The organism is Bartonella sp. DGB1 (genome assembly GCF_041345015.1).
Classification (GTDB): domain Bacteria; phylum Pseudomonadota; class Alphaproteobacteria; order Rhizobiales; family Rhizobiaceae; genus DGB1.
On record NZ_CP166769.1, the window covers coordinates 1077317 to 1102372 of the forward strand.

24 protein-coding genes and 1 tRNA gene are annotated in these 25056 nt (G+C 30.7%); 12 read left to right on the forward strand and 13 right to left on the reverse strand.

Annotated elements, in window-relative coordinates; genetic code table 11:
- Nucleotides 1-105 precede the first annotated feature (105 nt).
- Nucleotides 106-1497 (forward strand): class II fumarate hydratase, encoded by a 1392-nt coding sequence (gene fumC, locus AB6T46_RS05450; RefSeq protein WP_370931137.1) that lies wholly within the window; start codon nt 106-108, stop codon nt 1495-1497.
- Between the two features lie 22 nt (nt 1498-1519).
- The gene (locus AB6T46_RS05455) at nt 1520-2047 is read left to right on the forward strand and encodes a peroxiredoxin (protein ID WP_370931138.1); all 528 of its coding nucleotides are present in this window, start codon (nt 1520-1522) and stop codon (nt 2045-2047) included.
- 617 nt (nt 2048-2664) lie between these two features.
- Here the strand turns inward: AB6T46_RS05455 and hisS are convergent.
- From hisS to proC, 7 genes are all read right to left on the reverse strand, one after another.
- On the reverse strand, nt 2665-4155 hold the full coding sequence (gene hisS, locus AB6T46_RS05460; protein ID WP_370931139.1) for a histidine--tRNA ligase: 1491 nt from the start codon (nt 4153-4155) through the stop codon (nt 2665-2667).
- A gap of 325 nt (nt 4156-4480) precedes the next feature.
- The gene (gene xseA, locus AB6T46_RS05465) at nt 4481-5908 is read right to left on the reverse strand and encodes an exodeoxyribonuclease VII large subunit (RefSeq protein WP_370931140.1); all 1428 of its coding nucleotides are present in this window, start codon (nt 5906-5908) and stop codon (nt 4481-4483) included.
- 6 nt (nt 5909-5914) lie between these two features.
- Entirely contained in the window at nt 5915-6256 is a 342-nt protein-coding gene (locus tag AB6T46_RS05470) for a hypothetical protein (RefSeq protein WP_370931141.1), read from the reverse strand.
- 58 nt (nt 6257-6314) lie between these two features.
- On the reverse strand, nt 6315-7697 hold the full coding sequence (locus tag AB6T46_RS05475; protein WP_370931142.1) for a glutamate--cysteine ligase: 1383 nt from the start codon (nt 7695-7697) through the stop codon (nt 6315-6317).
- A gap of 47 nt (nt 7698-7744) precedes the next feature.
- Nucleotides 7745-8488: a 16S rRNA (uracil(1498)-N(3))-methyltransferase gene (locus AB6T46_RS05480; RefSeq protein WP_370931143.1), complete on the reverse strand. Its 744-nt coding sequence runs from the start codon at nt 8486-8488 to the stop codon at nt 7745-7747.
- A 6-nt stretch (nt 8489-8494) separates the two neighbouring features.
- Entirely contained in the window at nt 8495-9706 is a 1212-nt protein-coding gene (gene hemA, locus AB6T46_RS05485) for a 5-aminolevulinate synthase (protein WP_370931144.1), read from the reverse strand.
- Nucleotides 9707-9713: 7 nt separating this feature from the next.
- Complete coding sequence (proC, locus tag AB6T46_RS05490) at nt 9714-10547, reverse strand: pyrroline-5-carboxylate reductase (protein ID WP_370931145.1); 834 nt, start codon at nt 10545-10547, stop codon at nt 9714-9716.
- A gap of 103 nt (nt 10548-10650) precedes the next feature.
- On the opposite strand from proC, the gene folD reads away from it, so the two are divergent.
- Nucleotides 10651-11562 (forward strand): bifunctional methylenetetrahydrofolate dehydrogenase/methenyltetrahydrofolate cyclohydrolase FolD, encoded by a 912-nt coding sequence (folD, locus tag AB6T46_RS05495; RefSeq protein ID WP_370931146.1) that lies wholly within the window; start codon nt 10651-10653, stop codon nt 11560-11562.
- Here the strand turns inward: folD and AB6T46_RS05500 are convergent.
- From AB6T46_RS05500 to AB6T46_RS05510, 3 genes are read right to left on the reverse strand one after another with little or no spacing between them, the layout of a single operon-like run.
- A complete protein-coding gene (locus AB6T46_RS05500; RefSeq protein WP_370931147.1) occupies nt 11548-12816 on the reverse strand; it encodes an NAD(P)/FAD-dependent oxidoreductase in 1269 nt (422 codons plus the stop codon). The two genes, folD and AB6T46_RS05500, sit on opposite strands and share 15 nt — an antisense overlap.
- 2 nt (nt 12817-12818) lie before the next feature.
- The gene (locus AB6T46_RS05505; protein ID WP_370931148.1) at nt 12819-14249 is read right to left on the reverse strand and encodes a glutamine synthetase family protein; all 1431 of its coding nucleotides are present in this window, start codon (nt 14247-14249) and stop codon (nt 12819-12821) included.
- Between the two features lie 42 nt (nt 14250-14291).
- Entirely contained in the window at nt 14292-14624 is a 333-nt protein-coding gene (locus AB6T46_RS05510) for a DUF333 domain-containing protein (protein WP_370931149.1), read from the reverse strand.
- Nucleotides 14625-14775: 151 nt separating this feature from the next.
- On the opposite strand from AB6T46_RS05510, the gene AB6T46_RS05515 reads away from it, so the two are divergent.
- From AB6T46_RS05515 to argC, 4 genes are all read left to right on the forward strand, one after another.
- Nucleotides 14776-15330: a hypothetical protein gene (locus AB6T46_RS05515; protein ID WP_370931150.1), complete on the forward strand. Its 555-nt coding sequence runs from the start codon at nt 14776-14778 to the stop codon at nt 15328-15330.
- 277 nt (nt 15331-15607) lie between these two features.
- Nucleotides 15608-16072 carry a 50S ribosomal protein L13 gene (gene rplM, locus AB6T46_RS05520; protein WP_370931151.1) on the forward strand — a complete coding sequence of 155 codons (465 nt, stop codon included), beginning with the start codon at nt 15608-15610 and terminating at the stop codon, nt 16070-16072.
- The gene (gene rpsI, locus AB6T46_RS05525; protein ID WP_370931152.1) at nt 16072-16566 is read left to right on the forward strand and encodes a 30S ribosomal protein S9; all 495 of its coding nucleotides are present in this window, start codon (nt 16072-16074) and stop codon (nt 16564-16566) included. Before rplM ends, rpsI begins: the two co-directional genes overlap by 1 nt.
- A 106-nt stretch (nt 16567-16672) precedes the next feature.
- Nucleotides 16673-17590 (forward strand): N-acetyl-gamma-glutamyl-phosphate reductase, encoded by a 918-nt coding sequence (gene argC / locus AB6T46_RS05530; RefSeq protein WP_370931153.1) that lies wholly within the window; start codon nt 16673-16675, stop codon nt 17588-17590.
- A gap of 163 nt (nt 17591-17753) precedes the next feature.
- Here argC and AB6T46_RS05535 read toward each other — a convergent pair whose 3' ends face one another.
- Nucleotides 17754-18818 (reverse strand): COX15/CtaA family protein, encoded by a 1065-nt coding sequence (locus tag AB6T46_RS05535; RefSeq protein WP_370931154.1) that lies wholly within the window; start codon nt 18816-18818, stop codon nt 17754-17756.
- Between the two features lie 163 nt (nt 18819-18981).
- On the opposite strand from AB6T46_RS05535, the gene AB6T46_RS05540 reads away from it, so the two are divergent.
- From AB6T46_RS05540 to AB6T46_RS05560, 5 genes are all read left to right on the forward strand, one after another.
- Nucleotides 18982-19058: transfer RNA gene (locus AB6T46_RS05540), tRNA-Pro, on the forward strand.
- Between the two features lie 44 nt (nt 19059-19102).
- Nucleotides 19103-20344, forward strand: coding sequence for an MFS transporter (locus tag AB6T46_RS05545; RefSeq protein ID WP_370931155.1), 1242 nt, complete (start codon nt 19103-19105; stop codon nt 20342-20344).
- Complete coding sequence (locus AB6T46_RS05550) at nt 20334-21527, forward strand: MFS transporter (RefSeq protein ID WP_370931156.1); 1194 nt, start codon at nt 20334-20336, stop codon at nt 21525-21527. Before AB6T46_RS05545 ends, AB6T46_RS05550 begins: the two co-directional genes overlap by 11 nt.
- Before the next feature lie 3 nt (nt 21528-21530).
- Nucleotides 21531-22667, forward strand: coding sequence for an aminodeoxychorismate synthase component I (locus tag AB6T46_RS05555; RefSeq protein WP_370931157.1), 1137 nt, complete (start codon nt 21531-21533; stop codon nt 22665-22667).
- A gap of 2 nt (nt 22668-22669) precedes the next feature.
- The gene (locus tag AB6T46_RS05560) at nt 22670-23305 is read left to right on the forward strand and encodes an aminotransferase class IV (protein WP_370931158.1); all 636 of its coding nucleotides are present in this window, start codon (nt 22670-22672) and stop codon (nt 23303-23305) included.
- A gap of 31 nt (nt 23306-23336) precedes the next feature.
- Here AB6T46_RS05560 and sseA read toward each other — a convergent pair whose 3' ends face one another.
- Nucleotides 23337-24161, reverse strand: a complete 825-nt coding sequence (gene sseA, locus AB6T46_RS05565; protein WP_370931159.1) for a 3-mercaptopyruvate sulfurtransferase — start codon at nt 24159-24161, stop codon at nt 23337-23339.
- 38 nt (nt 24162-24199) lie between these two features.
- Nucleotides 24200-25015 (reverse strand): enoyl-ACP reductase FabI, encoded by an 816-nt coding sequence (gene fabI / locus AB6T46_RS05570; protein ID WP_370931160.1) that lies wholly within the window; start codon nt 25013-25015, stop codon nt 24200-24202.
- Between the last annotated feature and the right edge of the window lie 41 nt (nt 25016-25056).

A 25056-nucleotide genomic window follows, 5' to 3' on the forward strand; every position in this document is an offset into this window, starting at 1 on the left:
TTTTTAATATTAAATAATTGAATTGTGTAATAAGCAAAAAAAAGCATTAACGAAACATAATTAATGCTATAATATGTAAAATATTATTAACAATATGGAAAAAAAATGAAAGATACTCGTAACGAAACTGATAGCTTCGGTAGTATCGAAGTACAATCAGATAAATATTGGGGTGCGCAAACACAAAGATCTTTATTAAATTTTAAGATAGGCACTCAAAAACAACCAATAGAACTTATTCATGCCTTAACTTTAGTAAAACAAGCTGCTGCCGTTACTAATGAAAAATTAGGAAAACTTGATACTAAATTAGCTCAAGCTATAATAACTGTAGCTAAGGAAATACGTAGCGGAAAATTAGATGATCATTTTCCTCTAGTGGTCTGGCAAACCGGTTCAGGAACCCAAACCAATATGAATGTTAATGAAGTAATCTCTAATCGTGCTATTGAATTATTAGGCGGTGAATTAGGTTCTAAAAAACCCATACACCCTAATGATCATGTTAATATGGGACAATCTTCTAATGATTCCTTCCCTACCGCTATGCATATTGCGATAGCTAGCAAGACTATAGATACACTTATTCCAGCTTTAGATAAAATACGTGATGAATTATATGAGAAAGAACAAAAATTCTCTAATATCATCAAAATAGGACGCACCCATACACAAGATGCAACTCCAATAACTTTAGGGCAAGAATTTTCTGGCTATAGAGCGGCTTTAGATTATGCTAAAGTACGTATCTTAAATAGTTTAGAAGATGTCTTTTTACTTGCTCAAGGCGGAACTGCTGTAGGTACAGGATTAAACAGCGCTAAAGGATTTGCAGAAGCTTTTGCTCAAGAAGTAGCAAATATAACCAATCTACCATTTAAAACTGCTGGAAATAAATTCGAAGCTTTAGCTAGTCATGGAGCATTGACAAATTTCCATGGTAGCCTAAATTCTTTAGCTATGGATTTATTTAAAATTGCTAATGATATCAGATTTTTAGGTTCAGGCCCACGTTCAGGAATTGGTGAATTACAACTACCTGAAAATGAACCTGGATCTTCTATTATGCCTGGCAAAGTTAATCCAACCCAATGTGAAGCACTAACCATGGTAGCCACTCAAATATTTGGAAATAACGCAACTGTTGGTTTTGCTGCCTCACAAGGACATTTTGAATTAAACGTATATAAACCAGTAATAGCTTATAATGTTTTAGAATCTATTCGCTTATTATCAGATGCTATGGTTTCATTTACTGATCATTGTATTAAAGGCATAATAGTGAATGAAGATAATATTAAAAATTTACTAGAACGTTCGCTTATGCTAGTTACCGCATTAGCTCCTGTAATCGGTTATGATGCCGCTGCTACCATTGCTAAAAAAGCTCATAACAATGGTACTACTTTAAAGGAGGAAGCGTTAAAAACAGGGTTAATCTCAGAAAAAGACTATGACATTATCGTGGATCCTAGTCTAATGTTAGAACCAGCTTAATAACTTAAAATTGGAGATACAAATGAAAATTGGCGATATTTTACCAGATATTACTTTCCATACAAGAGTAAAAGATGAAAGCGTCGGCGGTGAAAATCCTTACCGCTGGCAAGACTATACTACAGATGATTATTTTGCTAATAAAAAAGTCATCCTATTTGCTTTACCAGGTGCATTTACACCAACCTGCTCTAGTACACATTTACCTCGATTTGATGCTTTATATGAAGAATTCAAAAAATTAGGCATAGATGAAATATATTGTTTATCTGTTAATGATGCTTTTGTAATGAATGCCTGGTCTAAACACTTAAATATTAAAAATGTGAAATTTATTCCAGATGGCTCAGCTGAATTTACTAAAGCTGTAGATATGCTAGTAGCAAAAGATAATTTAGGCTTTGGTGAGCGCTCTTGGCGTTATGCAGCTATTATCAACAATAAAAAAGTTGAAGCTTTATTTAGCGAAGAAGGCAAACAAGATAATGCACCTAATGATCCTTTTGAAGTAAGTAATGCAGAAACTGTATTAAATTATTTAAAAAATTAATATTACTTATCCGTTAACCTATTTTACCTTTGTAGAATAGGTTAACAAATAAAGTTCCCCTACAGACAAATAAATGCAGTAACTACTAACAGCATTAATGTTAACTTCATAATATTATATAATCAACATAAACATATATTAATAAAGCTATTAGAATTAATATTTGCTAAATTTATCGTAGCTTATATAATTTCATCTTACTTACCACAATTTATGTAGCATATAATTTTCTTCATTTTTTATGTTACTTAATAATTTTCTACATCAATTTAAAATTATTAATAATAAAATATTATTTAGCTGTTAACCTAGTTTACCTTTGTAGAATAGGTTAACAAATAAAATTATCCTGCAGTCCAATAGGTAAGCGCAGTAGCTACTAACATCGCTAATATTAATTTTAATCTATCATATAATAAGTATAAACATATAATATTCATAAGGATATTATATTAACGTTTGCCAAATTTCTTACAGCTAATTACTTTATCGTATTTTACCGTAATTTGCACTGGACGTAATTCTTTCCATTCATTATGGCTAGTAATTTGTTCAAGCAATTTTAAACCTGTTACTAATAACTATTTTATATTCTAGTTATGAGTAACCATACTTATTTACTTATTCACTTTGTCTAAAATATCCTTTACAGCCGGTATTATTTTATCATATTTTATCGTAATTTGCGCTGGACGTAATTCTTTCCATTCGTTATGGCTAGTAATTTGTTCAGACAATTTTAAACCTGTTACTAAATCTTTTATTTCTACTACGCCTTTTTCTCTCTCATTAGTACCTTGCAAAATTATACAAGCAGCTCCTCTTTTATCAGCATATTTCATCTGTGCTTTTAAACCAGCCGACCCAACATATAATTCTGATGCGATATTAGCACTGCGTAATTTTTGCACTATATTTTGGTAAATTTTTAAACTTTCTAGATCTTTATCCATAACGGCAACTACTACTAGTTCTTTATGATTAATTTTACCTAATAACCGTAAATTTTTTAAAGCTTGTAATAATCTAGAAATACCTATAGAAAATCCTGTTGCAGGTACAGAGTCTGATCTGAATCTATCTATTAAACCATCGTAACGACCACCGCCACCAATAGACCCAAAAACCACTATTTGACCATCTTCATTAGGAATATCACCTTCCAACGTTGCTTCAAATACGGGGCCCGTATAATATTCTAAACCTCTTACTATAGAAGGATCTATTTTAATACAATCACTATAACCAGCAGAATTAACAATAGTCTGAATAATTTTTAACTCTTCAATACCTTCTTGCCCTATTGCAGAATCACCCACAATTAATGACAGTTGATGTAAAATCTCTTCCTGACTAAATTTATTACAATTTAAGTAAGCTAAAATCTTATCAATTGCTTGCGGCGCTAATTCAGCTCCCTTAGTAAAATCACCACTTTCATCCATGCGCCCTTCAGCTAATAATAATTTAACACCTTCTATACCAAATTTATCTAACTTATCTATAGCCCGTAATATAGTTAATTTAGTATCATTTTTTACATCTGCAGTGATACCTATTTGCTGTAAAATACCATCTAAAATTTTGCGATTATTCACTCTAATGTTAAAGTTAGCTCTATTGATATCCAATTGTATTAAAGCATCAGCTGCCATCATACATATTTCTGCATCAGCTAACATATTAGCAGTACCAACTATATCTGCATCAAATTGTAAAAATTGACGATAGCGGTCCGGTCCGGCTTTTTCATTACGAAATACCCAACCATAACGATAACTTTTATATGGTTTAGGTAACCTTTCAAAATTTTCTGCTACATATCTAGCTAAAGGAGCGGTCAAGTCATATCGTAACGATAACCATTGTTCGTCTTCATCCTGTAAAGAAAAGACACCATCATTAGGACGATCACTATCTGGTAAAAATTTTCCTAATACCTCAGTATATTCAAACATTGGTGTTTCAATTTCATCAAAACCATATTGCTGGTAGATATTTCTCAATTTATTGATCATATTTCTCAAATAATCTAATTGATCTTTTGAAATATCAGAAAATCCTTTTACCACGCGTGGTATTATAAGCTTTTTACTATTTTTTGCCATGTTTCTCAAACCAACCTATAATTTAATTCTAAAGATCTAACATTTTATTATTTTTAAAACAAGTTTATTGATATCCAATAATATTGATATCTACTACTTACAATTCTTGTATTAATAATAAATTTATAACCAAAGTTTTTAATATATTTAAGCAGATAAATTACTGTAGGATATTATAATAGTGATTTTCAGTACAAATCTTATATTTACAATATTAGCAAACAACTAGCCCTAATAACCCAAGACACCTGACGCAAACGCTTTAACTAAATATATCTTTAATTTTTACGCTACATTATACTCATTATTAATTAAAAAGAATTTATCATTCATTAACATCATCCAATAAATTTGCTAGTAAATTACCTTGCAAATTATTACTAGATGTAATTTTATGGCTATTATTTGCCGTAATTTTAGCAATAGCTTGTATTTCTGCATCAGCAAATTTTATTTTTATCAATTTATTAGGTTGAATATTTTGAGCTCTAACAATAGCTTTATTATTTTTATCTAAAATTAAAGCAAATCCCTTATCTAAAATTCTTAAATAAGATAAATTTTCTAATAATCTAGCTAAAGAAGATAATGATTGAGTTAAATGGATTATTTTTTGCTTAACAAAATAAATTTGTTGATTAGATAAATATTGTAACCTTTGTTTATATTTATAAAAATAACTATCCCAAGAAAAATTAATTAAACGATAAGTTAATAATTCATACCTATCTGTTTTTTTAACTGTTATATAATTTGTCAATGCTTCTATGAGCCTATTTGATAATATATCAAATTGCTGATAAGGAACTGCCAATATATTATCCAAATTATTTAAAATTCTAACAGCAAAATTTAACTCTTTATATTTTAATTCAATTAATTTAGTTATAGCTACTTTTTTTCGATTACTTAATTCATCTATTTTTTGTATTAACTCTTGTAATTTAGGGGTAGAAGCCTCCGCTGCCGCTGTAGGAGTAGAAACACGTAAATCTGATACTAAATCTAACAATGTCCAATCTGTTTCATGTCCAATCGCAGAAATTATAGGAATTTTAGATTCACTAACCGCATGAATAAGCTCTTCATCATTGTACCCCCAAAGATCCTCTATACTACCACCACCTCTAGCAATGATAATTACATCTGGTCTCTTAATATCTGTATTTGCAGTTAATTTATTACACTCTTTAATAGCATTACAAATTTCTTTACTTGAATTTTCACCTTGTACATTTACAGACCAAAGTGACATATGTGTTGGAAAACGATGTAATAATGTCTTCCAAATATCTCGTATTACTGCACCAGTAGGTGAAGTTATAACACTTATAATTTTAGGAAAAAATGGTAATTTTTGCTTTCGACTTTCATCAAATAAACCAAGCGCAGCTAACTTTTTTTTTCTTTCTTCTAACAGAGCTAATAAAGCTCCTTCGCCAGCAACTTGCATTTTATCAATTACAATTTGATATTTAGAAGTTTTTCCAAAAGTTGTTACATTTCCATTAACAATTACTTCCATGCCATCTTGTGGTTGAACCGATAGTTTTGACACGTTCCACTTCCACATGATCACATCTATTCTAGCATTTTCATCCTTAATAGAAAAATATAAATGCCCTGAAGCATGCGCACCTTTATAGCCAGAGATTTCCCCTCTTAACTGGATATTACTAAAATTATCTTCAACACTTTTTTTAAGAGCTAAAGATAAAGAAGATACACTAAACTCAAGGCATTCATCTTGCATATGAACCTACTTACAACCCTTTTTATTCAATAAATTTGAAAGCTGTAATAAACGTTGTTGATAGGCATTATATTCAACTTGCTCACCTTGTTTTAAATCAAGAAAAAACCAAAGAATCGGAAAAGTCAAACCTAAAACTCCAAAGACGACATTCCTTGTTGTTTTATCTCGATATGGAGCCAACAGCGACATTTGTTGATTGATCTCCATCACTTCATACTCCAAAGAGCTACAACTTTTAGAATTATCACCAGGTTGAATCATTGGAACAGGATTTCCTATTCTGCCTGCACATGCAGTTAAACAAAATGACATAAATAATACCATAAATATATTAAATTTTCTCATAATTAACATTCCATCAAGTTAAGTTAAATTGACTTAACGTATAACATATATTTTTATTCTATGGTATAGTAATATATGCACTATTAAATACTTTATTAATATCTAAATTCCATTCGTTATAATAATTATCTCTCCACTTATTTGCTAAAGTTTCACCATTTTTCACTATATCATATAATGGTTGCAAATAAATAGTTTCATCTTGCTGTTTATTATTAATAAAACTACGTTTTTCTAAACCAAGATTTGCTATATTTAAAACTTTTAATGCGATGTCTTTCAATTTTTCTTTTCTAAAAGTGACATTTAATGCCCGTGAAGGCACTTGATCTCTTAAGGTAAGAATTTCTTCCAATTTCCAATCTTTGGTTAAGTCAGTTATTTGTTGCAATGAATTTTTATCATATAATAAACCAACCCATAATGCCGGTAACGCACAAATATGCTCATAGGAACCAAAATCAGCTCCTCTTACCTCAATATATTGTTTTAATCTTACATCTGGAAACAACGTGCCTAGATGATTAATCCAATCACCCATATTAGCGTGATAATCTTTTATTTTATTTTTCATCGCTCCATTGATAAATTGCCTAAAAGTAATATCTGTTGCTTGATGATATTTATTATCACGCAATATAAAATACATAGGTATATCTAAGGCCCAATTTATATAATCTTCAAAACCAAAATTTTCCTTGAATACACATGGTAAAATACCACATCTTACATTATCAGTATCCTGCCAGATAGCTGCTCTCCAAGATAATAAACCGTTAGGAATAGCACAATTAAAAGGCGATGCAGCAAATATAGCAGTTATTAACGGTTGCAGTTTAAAAGAAATTTGCATCTTATTACGCATATCTTCTTCAGAACAATAATCTAAATTAGCTTGAATAGTGCAAGTTTGATGCATCATATTCAAGCCTCTAGTACCTACTTGCGGCATATAAGATCGCATAATATTATAACGACTTTTAGGCATCTGCGGAAGATTTGCTAAACAAACATTAGGTACAGCTCCCATACCTAAAATAGACACCTGCATATTTTGTATTACTTGCTGTAAATTAACAAAATGCTGCTTAAGTTCATTCGAGGTTTGATGAATATTTTCTAACGGAGCGCCTGATAATTCAAACTGTCCTCCTGGCTCCAAAGATATAGCCGCCATAGTCATAGGATCATATAAGCCAATTAAATTACCATTATCAATAATTTTTTGCCACTTTAACTTATCAGCCATTTTTTCTAAAATAACAGCAATACCATTATCACCTTCATATGGTAATGGCGTTAAATTATCAGGATTAAATAAGATTTTTTCATGTTCTGTTCCTACTTTGAGATCAGATTTAACCTTACAACCCTCAACAAAATAATCTATTAAATCATTTATATTAGAAATTTTTTGTGCGTTAGTGATGTCACGTGCCATTGTACTACCTTTATTTTCTAATCTATAATATATAGATTTATATTATCTTACCAATCACCGACGGTTAAACCAATCACTGTTAGCGCAGCGACAGCGGCAGTATCAGCACGCAAAATACGAGAACCTAAACCAATAGAAATAACAAATGGTAAAGCTCTTAATTGTTTTCTTTCTTGCTCCGAAAAACCACCTTCTGGACCTATTAATAATGCCACAGATTTTAATTTAGGCATTTTTATTAATTTTTGTAGAGGATTTTCTTTAAAACAAGTCTCATCACAAAAAATTAATGGTATTTCACTATTCCAATTATTTAAAAATTTATCAAAATTAATTAACTCACGAACTAAAGGTACATTTAAATTACCTGATTGTTCACAAGCTTCTATGGCATTAGCTCTTATTTTATCTAATGAAACTTTAGATATTTGAGTATGTTGTGTTAGAATAGGTTGCAAAATATTAGCCCCCATCTCCACCGCTTTTTGTACCATATAATCTAAACGAGCATGTTTTAACAAAGCAAAACAATATATTATATCTATTTTATCTGGCTGTGAATTAGTTTGTTGAATGATCTTAATAGTAAGATATTTTTTTTTAATCTCTATTATTTCTGCTAAATATTCTCCCTGCTTTCCATTAAAGATTAAAAATTTATCACCTACTTTTAATCGTAACACATTAATAAGATAATGATATTGTTTATCTTTTATTATTAATTCTTGTTCGAGATCAATAAGTTGATCTAAAAATAATCTTTGTAACTTATAAAAAGGGCGTTGTAGCATTTTATCTCATTCCTGATAATTAATATTATATTTTTCCCATAAATCAGATAAAGCTATCTTAAGATCATTTATCATTTCATCAGTATGAAATGGCGTAGGAGTAATTCTTAACCTTTCTTCGCCCCTAGTTACGGTAGGATAATTTATTGGCTGTATATAAATATTATAATTCTCCAATAATTCATCAGTTACTTTTTTACATAATTCAGCATTTCCTACTATCAATGGTATGATATGACTTTTATTTTTTTTAATAGGCAAACCCGCTTGTGATAAAGATTGTTTAGTCTTTTCTACTATTTCCTGATGTTTTAAACGCTCGATATCAGAATTACGCAAATAACTTATAGAAGCATAAGCAGCAGCAGCAGAATGAGGTGCTAATGCAGTAGTAAAAATAAAAGCAGACGCATAAGAACGTATTAAATCTACAATCTGTTTTGAAGCTGCAATATATCCACCAAAAGTACCAAAACCTTTAGCTAGAGTTCCTTCAATAATATCAATTTTATCTTCTAAACCTAATTTTTGAGCATATCCTCCACCCTGTTTACCATATAGACCTACCGCATGTACTTCATCTATATAAGTTAAAGCACGATATTTTTTAGCTAAATCAATAATATCCGCAATTGGAGCGATATCACCATCCATAGAATAAACTGATTCAAAAGCTATTATTTTAGGTTGTTGCAAAGATATTTTTTTTAATTTTTCTTCTAAATCAACTATATCATTATGTTTAAAAATATATTTTTCTGCACCAGAATGTTTAATACCTTCTATCATTGAGGCATGATTTTTCTGATCAGAAAAAACCACGCAATTTGGTAAAATCTTACCCAAAGTAGATAAAGCACAATCATTAGCCACATAACCAGAAGAAAAAACTAAAGCCGCTTCTTTATTATGTAATGCAGCTATTTCTTGTTCTAATTTTACAATCTGACAATGCGTTCCTGAAATATTTCTAGTACCGCCTGCCCCTACACCCATTCTATCAATAACAGATTTAGTCTCGTTTAAAACTTGTTTATTAAAACCCATCCCTAAATAATCATTAGAACACCATAAAATTACCTCTTTTTCCCCCACACTAGAATGCCAAATAGCATAAGGAGGTTTAGAAACTTGTCTTTCCAAATTAATAAACACACGATATCGTTTCTCTTGATGTAATTTTGCTAAAGCAAGATCAAAAAATTCACTATAATTCATAAGCTTCCTATAACTTATTATTCAAATTATTGCTGACAGCGGCACCTAATTCTTTCGATCTTTTTTCTGCAGCTAAGATAGTATTTTTTAGTAAAGGAAATAAACCATGAGTTTGATGCATTAATATTTCCAAGGCTTTTTGTGTTGTTCCGTTTGGGCTAGTGACCTGTTGACGTAATTCCTCGATAGAAAAGTCACTTTTCTCACTAAGCAAAACGGCTCCTTTTACAGTATTTTGCGCTATTTTATAAGCTGTTTCTTCATTAAAACCATATTCTTGCGCCATTTTTATCATAACTTCTAAAAAATAAAATACATAAGCAGAGCCTGACCCTGATAAAGCTGTTACTTTATCTAAATCTAATTCATTTTTTACCAAGAAGCTATATCCATTATAAGATAGTAATGTTTCTACTATCTTAATATCCTCCTCCGCTACTAAATCATTTGCCCAATAGCCTAACACACCTTCCCCTATAGCAGAAGGTGTGTTAGGCATAACTCTAACTAAGGCTAGATTTTCCCCTAATTTTTGTTGATAAACAACTTCCGTCACTCCAGCAACTACGGTTAAAAAGATAGCTTTAGTAATAAGATATTTATAGCTAGGTAAGATATCTAATAAAACTTGTGGTTTAACAGCAAAAACTACAATAATGTTAGTTAACTCTGGTAATTCGTCAACTTTAGAAAATACATGGACTCCTAATTCCGCAACTTTATCTCTAGAATGTTGAGAGGGCTGTACCACGTATATATTTTGTGGATCAATATATTTTACCCACCTTTGCAAAAGAGCAAAGCCCATTTTACCACATCCTATTAACAGAATTTTTTTCATATATCCTTGCTCCAGTAATTGTTATTATATAATAATATCTTACAACCAAATTTTATATTATTTTTTATAAAATAACAATAAATAAACAAGGATAAGCAATATCATGGCTGAGATTATTGATGGCAAAAAATTAGCAAATAAACTAACAAAAGCTATGATGCAAGAGACTGAATATCTTAAAAAAAAATATTCTACCACGCCTGGGTTAGCAGTTATTATTTTGGGTAATGACCCAGCCAGTCAAATATATGTTAACTCTAAAAGCAAAAAAGCTCAACAATTAGGCTTTTTATCTATACAAAAAAATTTACCAGAAAACACCTCTCAAGCAGAATTAGTAAGTTTAATTAAACAATTAAATAATGATCCTAATATACATGGTATATTAGTCCAACTTCCGCTGCCAAAACATATAGATCCTAATATAATTATTCAAACTATTAATGCAGATAAAGACGTAGATGCTTTTAATAATATTAACGTTGGTAAATATGTAACAAATGATAATAGTGGATTTATCCCTTGTACACCCGCAGGTATTTTATTAATGATTCAACAAATATTAGGAGATAATCTTGCAGGTTATAATGCTTTAGTTGTGGGTAGATCCAATATTGTCGGCAAGCCTATGGCAAATCTATTAATTAATCATAATGCCACCGTAACAATAGCTCATCGTTATACTAAAAACTTACCAGATTTATGCAAAACAGCAGATATTTTAATAGTAGCAGTAGGTAAAGCTCACCTAATAAAAGCTAATTGGGTTAAAGAAAATTCTATAGTTATAGATGTAGGAATTAATAGAATTAATGAAAATGGAATTAGCAAACTAGTAGGTGATGTGGATTTTAATAATGTAAAACAAGTTGCAAAGGCTATCACTCCTGTACCGGGCGGCGTTGGTCCGATGACAATCGCTATGCTTATGGCTAACACCTTAAATTCTACTAGACTTAGCTTATCTCTTGATAAAATTGACTGGCAAAAACAACTGAACTTAAATTCTATCTAATAAAGCATACCAGGTCATTGCTAAAAACAACAGTGGGTTTTGTAAGTAACGCCCACCAGGAAATGGAAATGTTTTCAATTCTTGTATTAAATCAAAATATTTATCATAACTTTTAGTTATTTTTTTACTATATAAATAACCAAAAAAATTTGCTAACATAACACCATGACCAGAATATCCACCAATATAATAAACATTATGTCTAACTTGCTGTACATAGGGCATACGAGAAATAGTAATAGCAACATTTCCGCCCCATGCATGTGTTATTTTTACTTTCTTTAATTGCGGATAAACCTCAGCTATTTGCTTGGACATTTTTTTAGCTAAATCCTTAGGGTCATTTTTCGTATAGGCTTCTTTTCCTCCAAATAATAAATTCCCTTGTGGAGTTTTTTTGAAATATCTGACAACAAATCGAGAATCATCAACAGATTCACCATAAGATAATATATTAAATTCATCGTCCAATATTTCTGTCGCCGCTACATAAGAACGAATTGGCATTACTCTAGCTGCACTTTTAGATTCTAAATTACCAGTATATCCATTAGTAGCTAATAATAAATGCTCGGCTTTTACCGCAATATTTTTATGCTTTAATAAAATTTTACCATCTACTATATTAATATTTGACACATAAGTATTTTCATAAATTTTTGCTCCGGCACTACTAGCTAATTCAGCCGTAGATAATAATAATTTTAGTGGATTTAAATGTCCTGTCCCTTTATCTAATATTCCGCCTGAGTAACGTCTTGACCCTAAATGTTTCGCTAATTGCTCTTTATCCAAGAATGACAATTTATCATAACCAAAATGTTGCATTGTAATGATATGATCTTGATAAGCGCTTTTAAACCTAGGTTTATGTATTGCTGATATATGACCATTTACATAATCAACATCTAAATTATTATCTGTTATAAAATTCAATAAATGTTTTTTTGCATGTTCAGCTAAATTAAACAAAGCTTTTGTTTTTTCAAAACCATATGCTTTTTCTAAATCTTCTAGCCACAATCTATGTCCTGTTCCTAATTGTCCGCCATTTCTACCAGATGCACCTGATCCTATTTTACATTGTTCTAACAATATCACATTTAAACCGGCCTTAGCCAAATGATAAGCAGCAGAAACACCTGTAAAACCACCTCCTATGATGGCGACATCACAATTACTATCCTCTTGTAAAGCAGCATAATTTTTACGCCTAGTAAGAGTAGCTTCATACCAAACATTATTTAAATTCATCGTTACACATTCAATAATAAAAACTCACGCTCCCATGGACTAATAACTTCCATAAAAGTTTCAAATTCAGCTCTTTTAATAGCAGCATATACCGGCACAAATTGCTCCCCCAAAATTTCCCGTAATCTTTTATCAGCTTCAAAAGCAGCTACCGCCTCTAATAATCCTCTAGGAAAAGATATATCATCTTCATAATTAACACCTGTTTTTGATGGAGCATCTGGAATTAATTTATCAATAATCCCTATTAATCCACAAGCTAAAGATGCAGCAATAGCCAAATATGAATTAGCATCTGAAGCTGGTATTCTATTTTCTATTCTACGAGCATTCGCATTAGATATTGGAACTCTAAAAGCTGCTGTGCGATTATCATAACCCCAATGAACATTAACCGGCGCAGCAGCATCTGGTACTAATCTTCTATAAGAATTAACATAAGGTGCTAGCATGACGATAGCAGAAGACATATGTTTTTGTAGACCACCAAGATAATTAAAAAAGATATTAGATTCATTACCATCATCATCTGAAAAAATATTTTTTCCAGTAATTTTATCCGTTATTGATTGATGAATATGCATTGACGATCCTGGCTGTCCCTGGATAGGTTTGGCCATAAAAGTAGCATATATATTATGTTTAAAAGCAGCCTCTCTAATAGTACGCTTAAATAAAAATACTTGGTCCGCTAACTTAAGCGGATCTCCATGTCGCAGGTTTATTTCAAACTGTCCTACTCCTTCTTCGTGAATTAAAGTATCAATTTCTAAACCTTGTGCTTCGGAAAAATGATATATATCATCAATAAGATCATCAAACTCGTTAACCCCAGCTATAGAATATCCATTGCCACCACTTATTATACGCCCAGAACGACCAATAGGTGGTCTAAGCGGATAGTCAGGATCAGTATTTTTATCAACTAGATAAAATTCTATCTCTGGCGCCACTACTGGATTTAACCCTAAATCATCATACATAGTTAAAATACGACGCAATACATTACGCGGAGTAAATTCTACATATTGCCCTTTTTGATCTACTAAATCACATATAACTTGTGCTGTTGGATCATCCTCCCAAGGTACAACAGATAAAGTAGATAGATCTGGAACCAATTTAAGATCTCCATCAGTTTCTGGATACTGAAAAGAATGACTATCTTCTGGATAAGAGCCCGATATAGTAGTCATAAATACGGCTCCAGGCAATGCTAGAGAAGTTTCAGAAACAAATTTTTTTGCCGGCATCATTTTACCCCTAGCGATGCCAGCGTGATCAGGTGTTATACACTCAATATCTTCTATATTTTTCTCTTTTAGCCACCTTTCTGCTTGTGACCAATTCTCTACCCCTTTGATAGAATTAAGATATTTATCTGCATCACTATTTACATTAAATTTTTTGTCAATATCTTTTATATTATTCATTGCACAACTTATTATAAAATATTAATTTATAATATCCTTAACTTACGTTAATCTCTTTTTTTTCTCTTCACTAATTTGATCACATTTTCCACTACGAAACAACTCCCACTCTTCACATATTACACCTTTTTTTATCTCACAATAGCCTGTTTGCCCACCATCTTCATCAGTATAAAGATATAATTTACCACCAATGTCTTTACAGTGAACTGCAGCAGGATTTGCTAAAGTAAGCAAATTTTTTTCAGCTGCTGGATTTGCTAAATTAGGCTTTTTTCCATCGTTAGAATCTTTTTCACAAGCAATCAAAAAAATAGTAAGCCCAACAATAAATCCTGACCTCTGCAATTTTTTAATTAAATTCATAGATTTCATAACTCTTTCTCACTTCATATCAATATTATACCATACATATATCAGTTAAGTCATTATCTATAAATTTAGTTCAATTAATATTGTAATATTATAATATTGGAACAAAAACTTACTTAGATCTTTAATAAGAATATATCTAAGGAGTTTAACAATGGATAAGAATATTAACAATAAACGTCCCCTCAATGATCGCCCTATAACAAATTATAAAAAAATAAATATAAAATCTAAAAAAGGACGCTCAAGCAAAAAAGATGATCTAATAGATAATAACAGATTATTAAGAGAAAAATATTTATATGAAGATAGGCCCGCTTATCCATATATTACACATGAACGGCCTACCCGTTTAAATAATGCGGCTCATAATGTATATAGTGAGCGATTAAGAGGAGAACCACTATATAAAGATAGATCACCGCAATCTAGTTCTATTATTTGGCGAAGCTTTTTAGTATTAGCTTCTATTTTAGGATTATTATGGTTATCATTCGCACTCTATAATTATAATCAAAAAACCACTATAGAACCACATAACGCGATAGAGGGTTTACCCCATATGAGAGATCAACCAATATCACAACCTCTCACGGGTGGTGAACGAGTACCTATAATAATTGAAGGACAAAATTTAAAAGAAAAAGATACGCTAAATCAATCAATAAATCCACAGGTTACACCGCAAATTTCACCTAGACGTCAATAATATAATCACTCCAATAAGTTATAATGTTGATAATGAATCTAATTGGTGACCGGATGTCCTAAAAATAATTTCCAGGTAAACCTAACTATTATAATGTAATAAATTACTATAATCTATTAAAGGCAATAATTTTATTGCCTTTAATAGTAAAAAAACTTGACAGAGGAAGTTAAAAGCATTAAAAAATACCATCTATTATCTTATAGATATATCGTTACTAAGTAACATAAGCAACAAAAAATGTCCTAAATAATAGGGTTAATATAGAGGATTTTCTATGACTACTTTCTCTCAGAAGCCTGCAGAAGTCGTAAAAAAATGGATCGTCATCGACGCAGAAGGCGTGGTTGTCGGTCGTTTGGCTGCTTTTATTGCCAATCGACTAAGAGGAAAACATAAAGCAACATTTACTCCACATGTGGATGATGGTGACAATGTCATTATCATTAATGCAGATAAAGTTGTTTTTACCGGCAAAAAATACACTGATAAAATATATTACTGGCACACAGGATATATAGGTGGTATCAAACAAAGAACAGCGAGACAATTAATTGAAGGACGCTTTCCTGAAAGAGTAATCGAAAAAGCTGTAGAACGTATGATACCTCGTGGTCCACTGGGACGTCGTCAACTTAAAAACTTACGAGTTTATGCTGGTAACACACACCCACATGAGGCACAACAACCAGAACTTGTGGTATTCGCTGATCAAAATCCAAAAAATAAGAGGGACCGTTAATGGCTGACCAATTAAATTCTTTAGCAGATCTTGCAACATTAAATAATTCTGATAAAGCTGATCATAAGCTAACTGAAGCACCCGTCTACGTTCAAAAATTAGATTCTTATGGACGTGCTTACGCAACAGGAAAACGTAAAAATGCTATCGCTCGTGTATGGGTAAAGCCAGGCAATGGTAAAATTACTGTTAACGGTAAAGATTATACTAAATATTTTGCTCGCCCAGTTTTACAAATGATATTATGCCAACCTGCTGTTTTAGTTGACCGTCGCACAGAATTTGATATAGTAGCAACTGTAGCGGGTGGTGGATTATCTGGTCAAGCTGGTGCTGTAAAGCATGGAATAGCAAAAGCACTAACATATTACGAGCCAGAACTACGTACAGCTCTTAAAAAAGGCGGTTTCTTAACTCGTGATAGCCGTATAGTAGAACGTAAAAAGTATGGTAAAGCTAAAGCTCGCCGTTCTTTCCAATTCTCTAAACGATAAAACTGTCTATTTATTCATACAGAAAGACAAATTAAACATAATAATTAATTTGTCTTTCTGTATAACTTTTTAAATTAAGATGACTTCTGAAATGTAAGAGTTTGCTATGGCTATAAAAGTTTTTATCGATGGTGAATATGGCACCACAGGATTACAAATACACCAACGTTTAGCCGAGCAAAATAATATTAAATTAATCTCAATAGATTTTCAAGATCGCCATAATATTACCGCTAAGAAAGCTATATTAGATAAGGTTGATGTAGCTATTCTATGTTTACCTGATCAAGCTGCAGTTGAAACCGTAAAGTTATTAAGTGATAATGATCATATCAGAATAATTGATGCCTCTACAGCTCATAGAACTAACAATAATTGGATCTATGGTTTTGCGGAAATGTGTCGAGATCAAAAGAAATTAATTCAAGAAGCTAAATTTATTTCTAACCCCGGTTGTTATGCTACAGGGGCTATTGCTCTTATTCGTCCATTAACGGAAAATAATATTATTCCCGCTAATTTTCCATTTAATATACATGCTGTTTCTGGTTATACCGGCGGAGGAAAAGAACTAATAAAAGAAATGCAATTAGATAACCATCTTAATTATTTTACCTATAATATGCATGGCGGGCATAAGCATTTACCTGAAATAACTAAATATTCTTTATTAAAAAATACCCCTATCTTTACACCTAGCGTAGGATCTTTTCCTCAAGGAATGCTTGTGTGTATTAGCTTAAATCTAGCTATGCTAGAAACAAACTATAATGTATCTTTGATAAAAGAAATATATACCTCTCACTACGCTAATCAAAATTTTATTTCTATAGCCACAGATGATGAAATCAACAATATTTCTCGTCTTAATCCAGCGGACTTCATTAATAGAGATGATCTAAAAATTTATATTTTCCCGCAGAAAGATCAACAACAAATTCTATTAGTTGCACAATTAGATAATTTAGGTAAAGGCGCTGCCGGCGCAGCTGTACAAAATCTAGAATTAATGTTTAACCATTAGTTTAATATTATAACAATATTTATATTATCCCTTTGGTAATCTAACCATACATTCCAATATATAAACAACTAAATATGTTAATTACTCAATTATTTAATTTAGATACATAGCTACCGAAATAGCTACACAAATCTAAAATTAATATTTAACCCTTAGTTTGATATTATAACAATATTTTTATATTATCCCCTTTTGCAATTTGACGATGTACTACAGCAAATATCAAAACCACAAATGCAATTAACTGATGCAATAATGCCCATTCAATAGAAATATCAGTTAATAAAGTACATACTCCTATTATTGCTTGTAATAACACCACTAAAAACAAATATAATGCTGATTTAGAGTGACGGCTAGCTGGTACCACTTGAGAAGTCCAAAAACTATGCCACCCCACAATAATCACCAGTAAATAAGCAAACATCCTATGTACAAATTGTACTGTTAATTTATCTTCAAATAATGATACCCACCAAGGATTGCTTGGAAATAAATCTGCCGGTAAAAATCCACCTGTCATTAAAGGCCAGCTAGTATCAATATAACCCGCCCTTAATCCTGCTACTAATGCTCCTAAATAAATTTGTACAATAATTAAAAAAATTATTATCCCGCTACCAATTCGAACTGATTTCGGTGCGAATAAATAATTTTTATGAATTAATTGGCACGCCAAAGAAAATACTAAAAAGATAAGGACAGCAGCAAATGTAAGATGAATAGCTAGACGATAATGACTAACAAAAATCAACGAGCTATTTCCTACACCTGAAGAAACCATCCACCAACCAATAAAACCTTGCAATGCTCCAATCGCTAAGATAAATAGCAAACGACGTTTTAAAGCCTTATTAAGTTTTTTAGTTATCCAAAAATACAGTAAAGGTACAATAACTAAAAAACCAACTAATCTAGCTAAAAATCTATGGATCCATTCCCACCAAAAGATTTTTTTAAATTCCTCTAATGTCATACCTTGATTAAAAATTTTATATTGAGCTATTTGTTGATATTGAAAAAATTCCTGTTGCCACTGAGCCAGGTTTAATGGTGGTATTATACCATATATTGGTTTCCATTCGGTAATTGATAAACCAGAATCAGTCATTCTAGTAATGCCCCCTACCAAAACAATCACTAATAATAAAAATAATATTGAGTATAACCAATAACGAATATATTTATTGCGTTTTAATTGCTGTGAGTTTAACGAAAAATACGGCATTGGAGCTTCCTATTAAAATTACCTAAATCTACTAAAAAATCAAATAATTCGCTAGTATTTTCATGTTTTTTTACATAAATAACTTTATCTGAAATTAACATATCATCCTATAGATATAAAATTAACTTGCAGTTAAAGCTAAAAATAGCTAAAAGAAAAATATCGGGGCGTAGCGCAGCCTGGTAGCGCACTTGACTGGGGGTCAAGGGGTCGTGGGTTCAAATCCCGCCGCTCCGACCATTTTTATTAAAAATACAGATTAAGCTTATCTGAAAGATTATATAATGAATTTATCCTCCTCATCGGTTTCTGAAATATCGAAAAAAACATCTACTATAGTTTTATCTTTATTATTAGGAATTGCAAGTGCACTCATTATTGCTAATTTATACTATAATGATCTATTAATCCCCTATATAGCACAAGATCTTAACATAACTGAAGTATCCGTGGGTTGGATGATGACCGCAATAAAAACCGGTTATCTTACTGGATTAATATTCTTAGTCCCTTTATCAGATAAATTAGATAATAAAAAAATGTTAATCGCTATATTATTACTATTAGGTATCTCATCTTTATTTTTTTCCATCTCAACAACACCTACATATTTAATCATAGCTTCTTGTTTTATTGGATTAAGTCTCTCAGCTAATCAATATATAATTTTATATGCAGCTTTTATCTCTAATGAACAGAACCGTGGTACAATTACTGGAGCGGTAACTAGTGGTCTTATGCTCGGGGTTGTATTTGCACGTACTTTTGCAGGACAAATGGCTAGCTTATTATCTTGGCACTGGGTCTATTATTTTTCTGCACTTTCATCATTGATATTAATTTTTACTTTAAACCATTATTTACCTGCTAAAAAACCCAAGAATAATATTAAATTAACTCAGATTCTTAAATCTATGGCCGTTTTTTTCATTAAAATGCCTGTATTACAACGTCGTTCAATATATCAAGCTTTACTTTTTGCCCTATTCACTATATTTTGGATGACAGTTCCACGTTTTATCCGCGTAGAATTTAATTTATCGCCTAATGAATTATCTATTTTTGCATTAATAAGCTTTGTTGGTGTTATAACCGCTTCTTTAGGAGGATATATAGCTGATAAAGGCTACATAAATATATCTACAATTGGTTCTATAATTTGTGTATCATTGAGTTTTTTAATTCCTATGTCAGCTTATTATATAGGACATCTATCAATTACTTACTTTATTATTGCCGCTATCTTGATGGATTTTGGTTTTACTTTACATTTAGTAGTTGGACAAAAAGAAATATTACAGCTAGGAGAAAACATTAGAGGAAGATTAAACAGTGTTTACCGTACTATATTTTTTGTAGGCGGCGTAATGGGTTCTATTATAGGAACTTATGCTTACAGCGATATATCATGGTTAATTACGGCAAAAGTTGCTTTAATAATTTGTATTATATTATTCCTTTATTATTTAACAGAATTATTACCACATAAAACCACTAATATTTATAAGGCACAAGATGAACTTTAAAAGCTATAATTTATCTTTTAGAAAATTTTCTATCTTATTAAGTATAGCTTGTGGGCTAATAGTAGCTAATTTATATTATAGTCAACCACTAACACGTAATATTGGTTACCTTTTAGGAATATCACCTTTTTACAGTAGTTTTATCCCCGCCTTCGTACAATTAGGCTACGCTTTTAGTTTATTATTTATTTTGCCTATAACTGGTAGTATAAATAATAAACTTTTAATTTTATTATTATGTGCTATTAATTTTACTAGTCTATTTTTGTTCAATAATGCTTCTTCTTGGGGTCTATTATTAATATTATCATTTTTCATTGGCTTATCCGGTTGTTTGATACAATTAATTTTATCTTATATAAAAAATAACTTTCCTGCATCTTATAAAAGAAAAGCTATAGGTAATATTTTAACTGGAATCATAATCGCAATTCTATTTGCTAGACCTTTAGCAAGCTTTTCAGCACAAATTTACTCATGGCGATTAATTTATTGTGTTTCAGCTATCGCTATCTTTATAATTTTTTTATTGTTAAGCTACTTGCTTCCTAATAATATTTCTCGTCAAAAGAACTCCTATAAAGACTTAGCCCCTTCTTTAAAAAATTCTTTATTAAATAAAAAATTTATCCATATATCTTTGTACCATAGTTTAATTTTTGCCTGCTATAATTTATTTTGGATAATCATACCGTTACATTTATTAAGCCCTATTATAGGTCTTAATCAAGAAGGCGTAACTTTATTTTATTTAGCAGCTATTTTCGGTATTAGTGTTACTCCATTCATTACACAATATTTAGACAAAAAATGTTATTATATATTATCTGGACTAGCTACTTTCTTAATTATATTATCATTCTTGTTAGCACATATAGCCCCGGTCAGCTCTGTATTTTCTTTAATATTACTTATTATAGCTGCTATCATAATCGACATTGGTTTAGTAACAAATTTTATAATAGGACAAAAAATCTTTGCTAGTTTTGACAAGGATACTTATGAAATATTAAATAAATATTATTTAGCCATATTTTTTATAGGGGGAGCTTTAGGAACAATCATTGGTGGTTTTAGCTATAATTTAGGAGGGTTGCCTTTAGCTACTCAAATTGGAGCTTTATTATCCTTTATGATTTTTTTATATTATTTAACGCAAAAAAAATTATATAAAGATATGTAACTTATGTCGTATCAGCACCAAAAAATTATATTTTTTAAAGATGATATTAATAACAAAAATATTCTTTTTCAAAATCCTATAAAAGAAATAATCTGTTATGAAGCTAAAGATATAGCTCATTGTTTTCAACAATTAGAAAAATATCATCAAGATGGTTATTGGCTAGCAGGTTATTTCTCTTATGAATTAGGATATTGTTTAGATGATAATTTAATAGACTATCTACCACAAAATCGTAAAATTCCGTTGATATATTTTGCGATCTTTAATGCACCTACAACGGAGTTACCTAATTTTAATATTGATAAAAAATTTAACTTAGATAATCTAACACCAACTTTATCATTTGATGATTATAAAATTAAATTTGATAAATTAGTTACTCATCTAAAAAATGGTGATTTATTTCAAGGTAATTTAACCTTTCCATTTACTGCAGATTGGAATGGAAATGCCTGGAACGCTTTTCTAAAGTTAGCAAAAAATCAACCTGTATCTTATTCAGTTTTTTGCAACTTAGGTGATGAAATTATTCTATCTAGATCTCCAGAATTATTTTTCAACATTGATGAATATGGCTGGATAGAAACAAGACCAATGAAAGGTACATCCCCACGCGGAAAGACGCAAGCAGAAGACCAAAAATTAAAAAATCAATTAAAAAATGATCCTAAAAATCTCTGTGAAAATGTTATGATAGTCGATCTGCTTAGAAATGACATTGCACGTATTTGTGAACCAAAAAGTTTAACGGTAACAAAATTATTTGACATAGAGACCTATAAAACCTTGCATCAAATGGTTTCTTCTATAAAAGCTAAATTATTACCTAATTTAACCTTATATCAAATATTTTCTGCGTTATTTCCTTGTGGATCAATCACTGGTGTACCTAAAATTAGAACCATGCAAATATTAAAAGAATTAGAAGTAACATCACGTGATATATATTGTGGTACTTTAGGTTATATTTCTCCTAAGAAAGAGCTTAATTTTAATGTAGCAATTAGAACTTTAACATTATATAAAAACAATAAAGCTATTTTAAATGCTGGAGGTGGAGTAATTTACGATTCTACGGCGCTAGAAGAATATCAAGAAGCATTATTAAAAACCACCTATATAAATATATTAAAGTAATAATGAATACTGATCTAAAACTAATAGAAACTTTTTTATATATACCTAATTATGGCGCTGTTAACTTATTAGATCATTTAGCCCGCTTGGATAAATCCGCGGCATATTTTAATTTTCCTTATACAAAAAATAAAATACAAAAATTTCTAACTAATAAATTAGAAAGCTTTAAATCTATCAAAAAAGTAAGAATAACTTTAGATAAAGACGGTAGACTAGAATTAACTGAAAATGATTTTATTCGACAAGCACCATATAATAAATGGAATATAGCTATAGCCTCAAAAAAATTAGATAATAATAATATTTTATATAATCATAAAACTTCTTATAGAGAAATATATAAAATTGCTAGAAATGAATTTGATCAAAAAACAATCCAAGAAGTGATTATTTTTAATAAAAATAATCACTTAGCTGATGGTACTATTAGTAATATCTTCATTGAAACCCCTCAGCGACAATTATTGACTCCAGATCTATCTTCAGGAGCTTTAGATGGTATATTAAGAAAAAAATTAATAAAATATTTGCAAGTTAAACCAACGCAAATAACTCTAAGCGATATAAAAACATCCCGAAACATTTATATAGGTAATTCTGTAAGAGGAATAATTAAAACTAATATAATATATTAGTTTTAATTATTATTTACACTTCTAAATAATGCTACAAAGCGCCCCATTCTGCCCAAGAACCATCATATAATCTAGCATTTTCTATCCCCAAAGATGTTAATGCAAAAATAATCATCGCGGCAGTTACACCAGAACCACAAGTAGCAACTATTGGATCATCTAGATTAATATTCTTTTCTTTAAAAATTTTACTTATTTCAGGTAGTTCTTTTAAAAATCCATCTTCTGTGAATATATTATAAGGCAAATTAATTGCACCAGGCATATGACCAGATTTAAGATTACTCCTAGGCTCCGGTTCCAATCCATTAAATCTAGCTGAACTTCGGGCATCTATAATATTAGCCTTTTGTTCTGCTACAATTTTTTGCATTTCTGATAAAGATACCACCATATCCGGGTGAAAATTACTTTTAAAACTACCTAATTTAGGAGAAATAACATCATTAGTTACAGGTAATTTATTTTTCTGCCAAGCTTTAAATCCACCATCTAATATAAAAGCTTTTCTATGTCCCATTATTCTAAAAAGCCACCAGACACGTGGAGCAGAAAAATATCCATGTTGATCATAAATAACTATTGGATCCCAAGTAGAAATACCTAATTTTGCTACTGAAGTTTCAAATAATTCTACCGGGGGTACCATATGTGGTAGTGAGGAATTTTTATCACATATTTCATCTAAATCAAAAAAAACAGCATTAGGTATATGCTGCTTGTTATATTCCAACTTAGCATTAACATCTTGATTTGGTAAATACCAAGAAGCATCTATGATTTTAAGTTTATCATCTGTTAAATTTTCAGCTAACCATTCAGATGATAAAATCCAAGGACTTTTTTTTAAAATCATTTGTGTTCCTCAATTTAAGATATAACAACACTCTGTAATTAATCTTTAACTACACTTATATCTGGCGCGTCAACCGCCTTCATTCCGATCACATGATACCCAGAATCAGTATGATGAACTTCGCCGGTCACACCTCTAGATAAGTCTGATAAGAAATAAAGAGCAGAATCACCTACTTCTTCGATAGTCACAGTCCTGCGTAATGGTGCGTTATATTCATTCCACTTAAGAATATATCTAAAATCTCCAATTCCTGAAGCTGCCAAGGTTTTAATAGGTCCAGCTGAAATAGCATTCACACGTATATTTTGTGGTCCCAAATCAACTGCAAGATATTTAACTGAAGCTTCTAAAGCAGCTTTAGCTACGCCCATTAAATTATAATTTGGCATAACTTTTTCTGCTCCGTAATAAGTCAAAGTTAACACAGATCCGCCGTCAGACATTAATTTTTCAGCTCGCTGCATTATGGCAATCAATGAATAAACAGAAATATTCATAGTTTGAGAAAAGTTTTTTTCAGAACTATCAACAAACCGCCCGGTTAATTCATCTTTATCTGAAAAAGCTACCGCATGTACTAAAAAATCAATTTTCCCCCATTTTTCTTTTATAACATTGAAAATATTATCAATAGAAGCAGGATCAGTTACATCACAATGTCCTACTACTAAAGCATCTAGTTCTTCTGCTAATGGCTCAACCCTTTTTTTAAGAGCATCACCCTGATAAGTAAAAGCTAATTCTGCACTTGCTTCATGTGCAGCTTTAGCAATACCCCAAGCTATAGAACGATTATTTGCTACCCCTATAATTAATCCTTTTTTACCTTTCAGTAATCCAACTTTATCCATATTTAACTAGCCTTATATTATAAATATTATTTTATCTTATT